At 67.6% G+C, this 12,447-nt stretch carries 14 protein-coding genes and 1 pseudogene; 6 read left to right on the top strand and 9 right to left on the bottom strand.

Translation table 11 applies throughout. The features are described from left to right. Window positions 1-15 precede the first annotated feature (15 nt). On the top strand, window positions 16-1,143 hold the full coding sequence (locus OG718_RS05160; RefSeq protein WP_328843398.1) for an LLM class flavin-dependent oxidoreductase: 1,128 nt from the start codon (window positions 16-18) through the stop codon (window positions 1,141-1,143). Here OG718_RS05160 and OG718_RS05165 read toward each other — a convergent pair. Then, entirely contained in the window at window positions 1,121-1,339 is a 219-nt protein-coding gene (locus tag OG718_RS05165; RefSeq protein ID WP_328848009.1) for a hypothetical protein, read from the bottom strand. The genes OG718_RS05160 and OG718_RS05165 overlap by 23 nt on opposite strands. Between OG718_RS05165 and OG718_RS05170 the strand changes: the two genes are divergently transcribed. Beyond that, complete coding sequence (locus OG718_RS05170; protein WP_328847686.1) at window positions 1,239-1,607, top strand: flavin reductase; 369 nt, start codon at window positions 1,239-1,241, stop codon at window positions 1,605-1,607. The genes OG718_RS05165 and OG718_RS05170 overlap by 101 nt on opposite strands. Here OG718_RS05170 and OG718_RS05175 read toward each other — a convergent pair. After that, on the bottom strand, window positions 1,507-1,974 hold the full coding sequence (locus tag OG718_RS05175; protein WP_306935352.1) for a MarR family winged helix-turn-helix transcriptional regulator: 468 nt from the start codon (window positions 1,972-1,974) through the stop codon (window positions 1,507-1,509). The two genes, OG718_RS05170 and OG718_RS05175, sit on opposite strands and share 101 nt — an antisense overlap. Window positions 1,975-2,028: 54 nt before the next feature. After that, on the bottom strand, window positions 2,029-2,742 hold the full coding sequence (locus OG718_RS05180; RefSeq protein ID WP_328843399.1) for a DJ-1/PfpI family protein: 714 nt from the start codon (window positions 2,740-2,742) through the stop codon (window positions 2,029-2,031). A 491-nt stretch (window positions 2,743-3,233) separates the two neighbouring features. Between OG718_RS05180 and OG718_RS05185 the strand changes: the two genes are divergently transcribed. The 3 genes from OG718_RS05185 to OG718_RS05195 all read left to right on the top strand — a co-directional run bounded on the left by OG718_RS05185 (window position 3,234) and on the right by OG718_RS05195 (window position 6,601). After that, a complete protein-coding gene (locus OG718_RS05185) occupies window positions 3,234-5,687 on the top strand; it encodes an ATP-binding SpoIIE family protein phosphatase (RefSeq protein WP_328843400.1) in 2,454 nt (817 codons plus the stop codon). Between the two features lie 218 nt (window positions 5,688-5,905). Then, the gene (locus tag OG718_RS05190) at window positions 5,906-6,214 is read left to right on the top strand and encodes a hypothetical protein (RefSeq protein ID WP_328843401.1); all 309 of its coding nucleotides are present in this window, start codon (window positions 5,906-5,908) and stop codon (window positions 6,212-6,214) included. 66 nt (window positions 6,215-6,280) lie between these two features. Further along, entirely contained in the window at window positions 6,281-6,601 is a 321-nt protein-coding gene (locus OG718_RS05195) for a DUF6531 domain-containing protein (protein ID WP_328847687.1), read from the top strand. A gap of 22 nt (window positions 6,602-6,623) precedes the next feature. Here the strand turns inward: OG718_RS05195 and OG718_RS05200 are convergent, their stop codons facing one another. After that, window positions 6,624-7,796 (bottom strand): RNA-guided endonuclease InsQ/TnpB family protein, encoded by a 1,173-nt coding sequence (locus tag OG718_RS05200; protein WP_328843257.1) that lies wholly within the window; start codon window positions 7,794-7,796, stop codon window positions 6,624-6,626. 29 nt (window positions 7,797-7,825) lie between these two features. Between OG718_RS05200 and tnpA the strand changes: the two are divergent. Next, window positions 7,826-8,258: pseudogene (gene tnpA / locus OG718_RS05205) on the top strand (IS200/IS605 family transposase). 433 nt (window positions 8,259-8,691) lie between these two features. Here the strand turns inward: tnpA and OG718_RS05210 are convergent. The 5 genes from OG718_RS05210 to OG718_RS05230 all read right to left on the bottom strand — a co-directional run bounded on the left by OG718_RS05210 (window position 8,692) and on the right by OG718_RS05230 (window position 12,219). Next, complete coding sequence (locus OG718_RS05210) at window positions 8,692-9,192, bottom strand: hypothetical protein (protein WP_328843402.1); 501 nt, start codon at window positions 9,190-9,192, stop codon at window positions 8,692-8,694. Between the two features lie 74 nt (window positions 9,193-9,266). Beyond that, window positions 9,267-10,202 (bottom strand): hypothetical protein, encoded by a 936-nt coding sequence (locus OG718_RS05215; RefSeq protein WP_328843403.1) that lies wholly within the window; start codon window positions 10,200-10,202, stop codon window positions 9,267-9,269. 48 nt (window positions 10,203-10,250) lie between these two features. Further along, window positions 10,251-10,994, bottom strand: coding sequence for a hypothetical protein (locus tag OG718_RS05220; protein ID WP_328843404.1), 744 nt, complete (start codon window positions 10,992-10,994; stop codon window positions 10,251-10,253). A gap of 248 nt (window positions 10,995-11,242) precedes the next feature. Continuing rightward, the gene (locus OG718_RS05225; protein ID WP_328843405.1) at window positions 11,243-11,731 is read right to left on the bottom strand and encodes a hypothetical protein; all 489 of its coding nucleotides are present in this window, start codon (window positions 11,729-11,731) and stop codon (window positions 11,243-11,245) included. Window positions 11,732-11,841: 110 nt separating this feature from the next. Next, the gene (locus OG718_RS05230; protein WP_328843406.1) at window positions 11,842-12,219 is read right to left on the bottom strand and encodes a hypothetical protein; all 378 of its coding nucleotides are present in this window, start codon (window positions 12,217-12,219) and stop codon (window positions 11,842-11,844) included. Window positions 12,220-12,447: the final 228 nt, after the last annotated feature.

Below are 12,447 nucleotides of genomic sequence, written 5' to 3' on the forward strand. Positions count from 1 at the left end.
CAAGCGGCCACAGCAATGGCGAAGGCATTGAGCTCGGGGCGGAGGCAATGCGAGACCGAGCGTATCGGCCTGGTCACCACCGCCTCCACCACATTCACCGAGCCCTACAATCTCGCCCGCCAGTTCAAGGCCCTGGACGTAATCACCCACGGCCGGGCCGGATGCAACGCGGAGACCACCTCCGGCAAGTCGCCGCGGCGAACTTCGGCGCGACGATCCCGCCGCGCGCGGAGAATTACGAACGTGCCCACGAGGTCATCCAGATCGTCCAGGCACTGTGGGGCAGCTGGGAGAAGGACGTCTGGCTTCTCGACGTCGACGGCAAGCGGTCGCCGACATGGACAAGATCCAGCCGGTCAACCTACAGGGCAAGCACGCAGCCTCCCGCGGCCCGCTGCCCATCCCCCGTCCGAGCAGGGCCAGCCGGTCATCTTCCAGGCAGGCGGCGGCAGTTACGGCCTGGAACTCGCGGGCCGTTACGCCAGCGGCGTCTACGCCAGCCCGTACACCATCGAGGACGCCCGGGCCCAGCGCCAGGCCCTGCGGGACGCCGCCAAGCGCGCCGGACGCGACCCGGACGAGGTGAAGATGCTCGCCGGCTTCATGCCGACCATTGCCCCCTCCCACAAGGCCGCCCTTCAGCGGCGCCGCTTCCTGGACGAGGTCGTCGACCTGAGCCAGCGCGTCCGCTACCTCGGCTCGATGATCGGCCTCCCGCTCGGCCCCGGCCAGCTCGACGAGCCGCTGACCACCGAGCAGTTGGCCGACGCCATGCGCCGACGCCATACCCGGCCCGCACGACCCGCGCTCCGCCGCGCCCTCGAAGTGGCCAAGGAGGGCTGGAGTCTGCGCGACGTGCTCGCCCACGGCGTCATCGACTACCACCCGGTCGTCGCCGGCACCGCCACAGACTTGGCCGACCACATGCAGGAATGGTTCGAGACCGGAGCCTGCGACGGCTTCTCGATCGCCGTCGACAGCTACCACGACGGCCTCGATGCCTTCGCCGACCAGGTCGTCCCGATCCTGCAGGAACGCGTCCTGTTTCACGACGACTACGAAGGCCCCACCCTGCGCGAAAACCTCGGCACCCACGAGCAGTACAGTCTCGACCCGCGCCTCACGAAGCCAGCCCGGTCATGACCACCACCACGCAGCCCATCACCGCCCAGCCGTCCGACATCGCGACCCCGCAGGCGTTCCGCGACGCCATGGCAGCCGTCGCCGCCCCGGTCGCCGTGGTCACCGCCCTGGACGGCGATCGCCCGCACGGCACCACGGTCAGCGCCTTCGCCTCCCATTCCCTGACACCCCCGATGGTGCTGGTTTCGCTGGACAACCGCTCCCAACTCCTCGCGCTCATCCGCCGCACCGGCCAGCGGTTCGACGGAGTACGGCAGCCGCTCGTACAGGGCGGCACGCACCTGGCTGACTGCAGGTCATGCCGGCCTCCTCGTGAAGGTGCCGGCTGCGGGATGGCTCGACTGCTCGGGCCTATCCGGCCACTCAGCCCAGAGGACCTGGAGCGGTCGGAGGCGATCCGGCGCCGACCGGCCCCAGGGCGTGGAGCAGGACATGGTCCAGTGCTCGCTTGTTCTCCGCCGTGAGGCCCGCCTGGAGTTCGGCGTCCAGCTCGGCGGCGACGGTGTGGGCGTCGGAGAGCAGTGAGCTGCCGCGGTCGGTCAGTTCGAGACGTGCTCGGTGTCCCTGTCCGGGCAGTGTGCGGCGCACCGCCCCCAGTTCCTCGAGCATGAGGATGGTGGCGCGCATGCTCTGGCTCGTGACGCCTGCCCGGCGGGCCAGGTCACTGTAGGACAGGTCGCTGTTGCGGGCGACGTGGCCGAGGGCCCCGAGCAGGCGCGTCGACAGGCCGATGCCGGCGAGCCGCTCGTCCAGTCTCTCCTGCAGACGGCGGCCGCCCGTGATCAGCAGCATCACGGTCGACAGTGCACTGTCCGGCGCCTCGCTGCTCATCTGAGTCTCTCCCCGTGTCGGATGCTTCCGGCACAGTGTCCCAGACTCAGGGGATCACACCGGGTCGGAGACCTCCAGCCGGTCTGCAGCCCGCCGCGCGATCGGGGAGACGGCCTCTGTCCACGCGTGCGTTTCCGCGAGGGCATCCCGGGTGAGCTCCGGGCCGGCCAGCTCGGGGGTGCCCACTCCGAACAGGGGGTGCGGCGCGTACTCGGCGTTCAGTTCCATCCGGCGCGCAGCTTCGGTGCCGAAGAAGTCCTGGATCAGCCGCTCTGCGATTTCGAAGCACCCGGTCGCCGGCGGGCCCGCGGTGATCCGGTTCCGGTCCTCCACGACTTTGCTGGTCTCGACCACCGTCGCGCCGAACCGACCCAGCAGGCCGTAGAAGTGGTAGTTGGTCGTGGCCCGGTACCCGCGCAGCAGACCGGCCGCGCCCAGCACCAGGCTGCCTTCGCACACGCCGGCGACCCATTTCGCACGGGAGCCCCGGTCGGCGAGAAACGCGAGCGTGTCGAGGTCCTCCATGAGCTCGGGCGGCGTCGCCCCGATCAACAGGGCGTCCAGGTCTGCGGGGCAGTCCGCGAAGGTGGTGGTCGCGCGCGTGGGGAACCCGGCGAAACCCGAGAACTCGTCCAAGTCCTTCCAGACGAGGTGGAGATTCACCCCGGGCATGCTGCCCAGGGCCGCGTGGAACGCGATGACGTCGACCGGTGCGTAGTCGGGGCACACCAGGATCGCGATCTCGAGACTGCGCTGTTCGTTGGACATGGTCCTTCTTCCTCTCGACTTACAACCAGACTATAAGTCTGACTGTAAGCTTGTCGAGCCGGGGGACCCGACTCGACCCCGAGAGGTCCTCGGCCGCGGGTCGTGCGCCGCGGCCCACTGGCTCTCGGCCGCCTCGACGTCCGGTCATCCGGGCGGCCGTCGCCAGCAGAAAGGCCGCAGCCACCGCCATCGCCGAAGCGGCAGGACTGTCCCGCGAGCGCGTCTATCAGATCCGCGACGGCCGCCGACGAATGCCGCTGCCGGCTCTTTTAGGAGCACCACGGATCCGGGCCTCGGCCCTGACCGTGCCGCGTTCCCCTCCCCAGCGGCCCCGCCCTTCGGCGTCGGGCCGCCGATTCCTTTCCCGCGAATCCCGTGCGAACGCACCGGCTGGGGCGCCGTGGAGCGGAAGCGGACCTAGGCTGAGAACCAGCGGCTGGAAACCAGCCCTGACGGGCAGCAATGTCCGGACGGAGGCGGAGCGCGTGGACATGGCCGACAAGCAGGATGTCCGCACCACCGCCCTCGTGGTGGGCCCGGATGGCGTGGTGAGCGGCTGGAGCGAGAGCGGGCAGCTGCTGCTGGGCTGGACGGCGCAGGACACGGTCGGGTGCCCTTTGGCCGACCTGCTGGCCGCTCCCCCACCACCCGGTTTCCCCGAGAATCACAGCAGCGGCCCCGACCACGCGGAGCTCATCACCCTGCGCCACCGGGACGGCTCCACGGTGGACGCTTTGGTGTCGACTCACCCGCTGCTCGGCCCCGAGGGGCAGGCACTGGGCCATGTGGTGACCGTCCAGCGCTGGGAAGGCCGACCGGTGATCGCCGACCTGGCCTTCGAGCAGTGTCCCTTCGCTCTGGGCGTCTATGACCCTGAGCTGCGGTTTCTATGGATCAATGCCTCCTCGGGCCGGGTGATCGCGCACTCCGAGGAGCAGGTGCTCGGCAAGAAGTACCGCGAGGTGCTTCCCGAATTCGACGGCTCGCTGTTTCCCGAAAGGGACGACAAGCCCTACACCGACCAGCTCGCCGAAGTGGCGAGGACGGGCATGGCCGCGCGTCTCATCACCGTCTTCCGCCCGCGCGGCAGTGACTACGCCAACGCCTGGGCCACCAGCATCTGGCCCGTCCGGGACGCCGAGGGCAGGGTCCGCGCGGTCGCCAACTGGGGATTCGACATGAGCGCCGAGTACTGGGCCCGGCAGCGTCTGCTCATCCTCAACGAGGCCAGCGGCGGCATCGGCCGTACGCTCGACGTGATCGGCACCGCCCGGGAACTGGCCATGTCCCCTGTGCCGGGATTCACCGACCTCGTCACCGTAGATCTCTTCGACGAGGTGCTGCGCGGAGAGGAGCCGCCCTCCGTGTCCGAGTTCACCCCCGGAGAGAGCATCGTGCTCACTCGTGCCGCCCAGCACAGCGCGAAGGAGGGCACAGACCGGGCTCCCGGGCCCACGACACCGGTCAGCCACACTCCCGGTTCCGTCGCCGCCCGCTGCATGGCCACCGGCAGGTCCACGGCCCAGCTCGCGGCCGAGCCCGGCGAGGGCGGCGAATGGGCCTTCGGGCCCGGTCTCGCCGCCGACCCGGCCCACTGGCCGCCGGGCAACCCGTTGGTCGACGCGTCCATCGCCGCGGACGGACTGACCGGCCGGATCACCGTGCCGCTCCGAGCCCGCGGCGCGCTGCTCGGCGTCGTCGCGTTCTCCCGCAGCGAGCGGCCGGAGGCGTTCACCGCCGACGACCTGATCCTCGCCGAAGAACTGACCGCCAAGGCCGCCGTCGCCATCGACAACGCCCGTCGCTACTCGCGCGAGCGCGCGACCGCGCTGACCCTGCAACGCAGCCTGCTGCCGCAGGGGCTGCCCAGCCAGGAGGCGGTCGAGGTGGCATCCCGCTACCTGCCCGCCGGGACCGACGCGGAAGTGGGTGGTGACTGGTTCGACGTCATTCCGCTCTCCGGTGCCCGAGTCGCCCTGGTCGTCGGCGACGTGGTCGGCCACGGCCTGCACGCCGCAGCCAGCATGGGCCGGTTGCGTACGGCGGTCCGCACGCTCGCCGACGTGGACCTGCCGCCGGACGAGTTGCTGACTTACCTGGATGACCTGGTCATCCACCTCGCCAGCGATCTCCGGCCCGCCGACCACTTCCAGCCGACCGGCGAGTTCGGGGCCACTTGCCTCTACACCGTTTACGACCCGGTCTCCCGCCACCTCACGCTGGCGAGCGCAGGTCATCCGATGCCGCTGGTCATCTCTCCGGAGGGCATCAGGACCCCGGTGGACGCACAGCCGGGACCGCCGCTGGGCATCGGCGGGCTGCCTTTCGAGGCGACCGAGCTCGAACTGCCCGAGGGTAGCCTGCTCGCTCTCTACACCGACGGACTGGTGGAAAGCCGCGAGCGCGACGTCGACCAGGGGATCGCCGAACTGCTGCGCGTCCTCAACCACGCGGCCACCTCACTGGAAGACCTCTGCGACACGGTGACGGACGCCATGCTTCCCGAGCACCGCACCGACGACGCCGCCCTGCTCCTCGCTCGCACTCACGCGCTGAATCCCCAGCATGTCGCTGACTGGGATGTCGAACCCGACCCCGCGCAGGTGCCCCGGGCCAGGAAGTTCGCGCTCGACCAGTTGGAGGCTTGGGGCCTGGAGGACACGTCGTTCGTCACCGAATTGGTCGTCAGCGAGCTGGTCACCAACGCCATCAGATACGGCGAGCCCCCGATTAGGCTGCGGCTGATTCGTGACACCTCGCTGATCTGCGAGGTCTCCGACTCCAGCAACACCGCACCGCACCTGCGCCGGGCGCGCGCCTTCGATGAGGGCGGCCGGGGCCTGCTGCTCGTCGCCCAGCTCACCCAGGGCTGGGGTACCCGACACACAACAGACGGCAAGACGATCTGGTGCGCGCAGACCCTCACCGAGCCCGAGCCGCGATGAGATCGGGCAGCCCAGGAGCCTTCTCCGGGCTGCCAGATCTCAGACGACCCGCGCGGGTTGCAGGGAAGGACCCTGTGGCCAGCAAGGCACCCAGCACGGTGAGCACAGCGGCAACGTGAACGGCCTTATGGATATGACCCCCAGAACGAGTTCACAGGACCGGCCGTGAACGGCCGCTTTGGGACGCTGATCGATAGAGATCATCCCGCCTGACCGCAATGGCCGTCATCGCCTCCAGCGCACTGGCTCTGTCGATGCTTCCGGCCGCTGACGCGTTCGCGGACGACCCGCAGCCTGCCTCCGCGTGGGGTAAGGAAGCGCCGCGTTTCACCATGCCGGAAGTGAAGGTCGGTTCCACCAGGCCGGTGCCGCCCGAAGCGGAGAAGTCGCCGTCGGCGGAGGTGGCGGCCTGGCGCAAGGCCCAGAAGGAACGCGCCGCCCAGCCTGCCCGGAGGAACGGCAAGCCCGGCGCAGGTTCTGCCCGTGCCGGTGCTGCGGACGGCGACGCGTTGGCGTTTGTTCCGTAGGGCCAGGGCGATGTCCCCTGGCACCGCATCACGGACTTCGCGATCACCGACGCGCTGACCGCCCGAATCAACTACTCCACCGGCAACCTGATGCTGACCACCACCGACTTCGACATCACCGGCGTGGGACAGCGGCGCACCCTTGCACGCACCTACAACTCCCTGGACGCACCCTGGGGCAAGGTGTCGCAGCGTTGGTGGCAGCAGTACGAGCGCTACCTCCAACTCCTCGACGGCGAGGCCGTGTTGTACGACGCCTCCGGCGACACCCTGCGCTTCACGGAGAACTCGGACGGTTCCTTCACCACGCCCAAGGGCTATTCCAAGGACGTCAACTACCCGGTCGTGAACGACCGGGCTTGCTGCTCGAGTCATCACTGGCTGTGATGGGTACGGCTGCGTCCAGAACTCACGCGATGAGGGTGAGTTCAGGGGCCGTTGACTGGGCCCCGCAGACCCACGCCATCCACCCTCTGCGGGCGATGTTGTGGGACGCGTTATGGTCCGCGTGCTCAACGAAGCCGCAGGACCTGCACGCGAAGCTGGCCTGGTCGGGCCGGTTTCCGCGTTCGATGTGGTGGCACTGGGAGCATTCCTGGCTGGTGTAGGCCGGGTCGATGTAGATGACCGGCACTCCGGCCCGGCGGGCCTTGTAGGCGATGAAGCCGCCGAGCTGAGCGAAGGGCCAGGAATGGAGCGTGGTGCGTTGCGGCTTTCTCAGCCGTGCCCGCTCGCGGATGCCCGTCAGTGTCTCCAGGGCGATCCCGCGGCCGGTGCGTTCAGCCTCCGCCACGATCCGTTTCGAGATTTTGTGGTTGATGTCCTTGTTGCGACGGGCCTCGCGCCCCGCGTACTTCTTCGCCCGCCGCTTCGCGGACTTTGTGCCCTTCTTCTGCAGCTTGGAGCGCAGTTCGCGGTCGCCCTCCCGCTTGCGGTTGATCCGCCTGCCAAAGTGACGCTCGCCGTCGGAGGTCGCGGCGATGTTCACGATCCCCAGATCCACCCCGAGGAACCCGATGGGATGGGCGTTCAGATCCTTTTCGGGGATCTCGCAGGTCGCGATCAGGAACCACTTGCCGTCCCGGCGGAGCAGGTCGGACTCGCCACGCCGGTGCGCGGCCAGCACCGCGAGCTGTTCGGCCTGCCCGGTGAACGCCACGCCCTTCATCCGGCCGGCCGTGGTCCAGATCGACACCGTGCGCTGCTCGTGCTGCCAGGACAGCATCCGGTCGTCGTAGGGCTGGGCCGCCTGTGGACGGAAGGTCACCGGTTTACCCGAGGCCCGGGTGTGACGCTTGGTACCGGGCCGTCCGTAGCGGCCCGCACGGAGGTTGGTCTTCAGGGTGGTATACGCGTCGCAGGTCTTCTTGATCGCGTGCTGGGCGGCCTGCGCCCCCAGTCCCCAGCGTCCCCGGATCTCGGCGTAGGTGTGCTTACGCAGAGGCAGCGGGCGAAGCGCGTCCTTCTCGAACGCCACCGACGCGGCCCAGGTCGCCGCCTCGTTGCAGGCCTGCAGGGTTACCTCAAGTGCCGCCGCCTGCAGGGGCGTCGGCAGCAGCTTCACCTGCACCACCAGCTTCACCCGGTGAGCGTAACGCCTAGCATTGCCCTATATCACCGCGATGGGAACCAAACCCCGATCTGAGGAGGGGTAGAACGGTTGTCTACACCCTCCATGTCCACTTGGTCTTCACTCCGAAGTACCGGCGCGGCCCGTTCACCGACGAGATCCTCACCCGGTGCCAGGAGGTCATGAGGGATGTCTGTACGGACTTCGGCGCGGCACTGACCGAGTTCAACGGCGGGACCGACCACGTCCATCTCCTGGTCCACTATCCGCCGAAGGTCGCACTGTCCCGGCTGGTCGGCTCCCTCACTCAAGGGTGTCTCTGCGCGACGCCTGCGCCAGGAGTTCCCCGAGCACATCCGACGCTACCTCTGGGGCGACCACTTCTGGTCCCCGTCCTACTTCGCCGCCTCCGCCGGCGGCGCCCCTCTCAAGGTCATCAAGGAGTACATCGAGAACCAGAAACGCCCGCGATGACCTTTCACCGGCTCCGCCGGAACGCATCACGGCCGCTCCGCGACCGCCATGACCTGCGGCACGACACCGCGACGCTCCGCGTCGCAACCCCGGGATGCGATTCCTCCCGGGGCTGAAGCCCCGGGGTTCCTCACAAAATCAGGCTGAATGCGCTGAACCACGCCCTGGCGTGGCGCTGACGTCGGCATTCGGGCTCTGGCACAGATCTTGGGGAGCGGTCGCGGAGAGTTACCGCGGCGTTCGATTGCGAAGGGTCGCTCTCGGGTGAGACCGCGCACGCCTCGCCGCCTGGCGGCCGATAGTGACGCTCCATCAGGTCTGTGACTGCGTCCGCAGTTGTCGCCTCTGGCGGGTGACGGTGCTGGTCATGCAGGCCGACGCATCATTCCCGGACTCCCCGGCGTACGCCGTCATCTTGGCCGAACTCCCGCTCTCATCCTGATCCGGTCTCGTCACCGTCGTCTTCAAGGGAAGCACGGGCCGCCCTAGCGAAGCCGTCCAACGGACGTTCGAACCTTCCCTTGTGGTGTAGGGGATGGCCGCGAATGGCCCCGTGGGCGAGTTCGTTTCTGAACTTCCTGACCTCGTCCGCGAACTCACCCGCAGCCTGAACCACGGAGTCCGGCCCCGCGATGGCGATGTTTGATCGGCGCTTGCGGATGTGGGCCTGAAGCGTCTCAAACTGAGTGAGGCAATTCTCCTTCGGCCCATACATGGAGTCGATCAGCTCCTGACCAGCCGCGATGAAGTCCGCGTACGCCTGTGATCGGGGACCGTGTCTCTCCGTGAGGCTCTCGAACCGGCGCTGGCGCGCTGCCTCCGACTCCTGGTGCTGTAGTTGAAGGCGTGCTGTTCTGAATCCGAACCAACTGGTGCCGAAAGCCGTGAGTCCACCGATGGCCGCACCCAAGACGGCCGCAAGTCCCGCATCCACGGCCGTATTCTCTCCTGAACAGGTCTGGGCCTGTGAAAGCCCCGGCGAGGTGGCCGAGGCTCGCTATGTGGTGATCAGCCTGCGTGCGTCTCGCCGAACTCGACCTCAGATGGAAGCGTCCGACCCCAGGAGGCGAAGAGCGAGGCAGAGATTCCGGCCACCTGGATGTCGGTTCCGGAAGCTCTCATTTCGTCTGGACTGTTCAGTTCCAGCGCACAGAGGTGGCATCGAAGGCTTTCGGGGATCAGTTCGGCTCCCGTTGAAGACGAGTTGACCGGGGTGAGTTTGACTTGCGCCCGCCCTCCACAGGCGGGGCATGTCATGGAGCCGATCATGGCCAGCAAGTCTTCACCGGACGTGATCGAAATCGGCCCCATCACCATGCCTCCGATGGTAGGTCGGGGCTCCTGAAGGACCTTCTCCATGGCTCCCTCGGGGAGTCCCGTGAACCGGTCGCTGAAGCGGTGCCAAGCCTGCCTGATCCGGATCTCGACGTCCCGCTCGACCTCATCCCGTTGCTTATCCACGGCTATGTACACCGCGCTCGTCCAGCGGCCCCAGAAGTCGTCCATAGGGAGGTCGATGCTTTCGAGTAGGGCCGCGACGGTCTCAGCGAGTGCTGGGAGCAGGGCCTTCGCCTGATCGCCGCCCGATGTGTGCGCAGTGCCGTTCCGGAGTTCGATGAGCAGATCGAGCTTGGGATCAGGGGGAAGCAGTCCCAACGTGCGGAGCCGCTTGATGGCGTCCTTGGCGCCGACCGTACGGACCTTGTCCGCGCTCATCTCCAGGTGGCCGCCGAGGTACAGGAGCATGTCAGGACTCCCGCTGCGCATCTCCAACAGGTACACCGGGTTCTTCGAGACCAGGACCGCCTTCACGAGCCGCTCCACGGCGACGCCGCCGTGGAGAGCGAACTCGTCGTAGTCACCGCGCCCGTGGTCATCCATGGCGCGGTGCGCGGACTTCTTGGCTCCTTCGAGGAAGCTCTCGAACGAGAGGGAATCGTCCATGTCAGGACGGTAGCGGTGCCTGTGCTACAGGTGCGACCGGATTCTGACCTAGGCAGGCATGATCGTCAGATCAAGGTCATCCGGGTGTGCCAGGGCTGGCATCATCTCGTACGGAATCGCCGCCGGAAGCGGCCACTCGATGAGTTCATTCGTAGGCCATATCGGGCGCAGCGAGGGCAAGAAGTCGAAGGGAGCCAGCCTCTTGCCCGCAGCGACATCCGGGGCTCGAATGATCTGTACCACCATGCAGCCGATCTTGAGAGTGGTGATCCATGCGGTACGGCGGACTCCGTCGGCGCTGTAGCCCTGACACTGCGTGTCCACGAGAGGAACAGCGTCGTCAGGCGGATAGTTCATGAAACCCAGACGTCCGAGCATCGACCTCGTGGGCTCACGGGTCTCGTGGAACGAAGTGAAGTCACCTGCCGGAATTACGCCTCGCGCGTCCGCAGGGTGCGTGTGCTGAAACATGAGCATGGTCTTCAGAGACCATGCCGCAAGCGCTCGCTGAGCCTCAGCGTCGAGGGTGCACAGGTTTCCGCGGATGAGGTCAGGTAGGAAGTACCTGACATTCTCCTCCAACTGGTTCATCCAGCCGCTGTTGCAGTCGGAGCAGACCACCTTCACTTGCTCGTTCAGCGGCGGAGCGTCGTGGTGTCGGACCGCGTCCACGCTCAACCGGATGTACCGATGTCGCCGGACCGTCGGATCGAACGCGACCTTGAGCCAGCGCGGTAGGACGTGCTCCTTCGTCAGAGGAGTGCCCCCGCAGAAGACGCAGACCTTGGCCATGCCAAGACCATAGAGGGCGTCGGCTGTCGCGTGATCCATTCTTGCCCGGCCTCAGGGCGAACCACACCCAAGAAATCCCTGGGGTCGGAGGCTTGTTCCCTGCCGCGCACCCTCTACGCCCTCACGCGATGAGACCGGATGTATCCGGCAAAAGCCGGGGCCCTGCAGCAGGCTCCGCTGAGATTGCGCAGCGGATGGGCACATCCGGGATTCGGTGCGCACGATCACGCTTCGTGCAGCGAGCTGGATCACGGGAATGTGATGAGGGCGATGCTGTCTGTCTGCGCGATGGCCAGCCGGGTGCCGTCGGGGTGGAGGGCGGCCACGGGAGAGGGGACGTGGGTGACGCCGAAGCATGTGGCCTTGGCGGGTACACCGACCTCGGGCCATTCGGCAACGAGGCGCCCGGTAGCGGTGTCGAGCAGTCGCGGATGGCCGAGGAGAGAGATCACGTGATCGCCGCGGGGCAGGAGCAGGACACCCGGCTCGGCATCGGCGATCGGATTGCGGTGGAGCCACCGTCCCTCGGACACCGACCACACCCCGAGGTGGCGAGCCGGAAGCGTGGAGTCATCTTCGCCGCTCCCCCCTTCGCCCCCCGTCGCCAGCACCAGCCGATCGCCGTCGAGCCAGCAGCCCGCTGTCACCTCGCCGTTCATGACCGCCTCTGCCGGCAGCAGACCCTCGCCGTCCAAGGTGCCGGGGTCGGTGAGCGCGAGCGCCGTGTCGTAGACCATGGCGACCCCGAAGGGATGCCACAACCATCCGACCGCGAGCAGGTACCGGCCGTCCGGGCTCAGGCTGAGCCTGGAGTGGAAGACGTCCCTTGGCTCACGCCTGCCGGCGGTCAGCCGCTCGCCGCGTCCTCGATCTCGAGCACGTTGTACTCGTCGGGGCAGTGCACGACGACCTCGCGCCCGTCACCCAATGCGCCCAGGGCGAGCGGGTAGTCGTAGTTCTCCGCCTGGTAGTCGCTGCGGTTCAGCTCCCGCACGACCCGATCTCGTTCGAGCAACACCCCCTCGATGCCGCGTTCCTGGTACACCGCGGAGTACGGTCCTGAGACCGAGGTGATCCCGGCGTCGAACGGAAAGCTCCACGCGGAGACCACCTTCCGCTCCACCCCGTCGCGGCCCCAGCGCCGACCGCATCCGGAGACCAGTTCGTCGCCTTGCCATACCAGCGCTTTGGGCGCGGCCCTTACCGGTATCGACTCCACGGTCATGGACGACCACCCCGTTCTGAGAAACCTTGGACAGGTCCCCTTGCCAGGAATTTACGGGACTCCCTCGGCTGGACAGCGGCCGGACCACACGGATGGCTCACTTGCAAAAAGCCAGGGACTGTCGCTGCTGTCGAGGACATGCTCATGGTCCGAGTGGCAGGTTGCGGACGGAGAGCCGTGAACTGGCCACGCCGTCACGGGAATTGCCCCAGTGGGCCGGATGGGGTT

Origin of the sequence: Streptomyces sp. NBC_00258 (assembly GCF_036182465.1) — a bacterium.
In the GTDB taxonomy this organism is placed as follows: domain Bacteria; phylum Actinomycetota; class Actinomycetes; order Streptomycetales; family Streptomycetaceae; genus Streptomyces.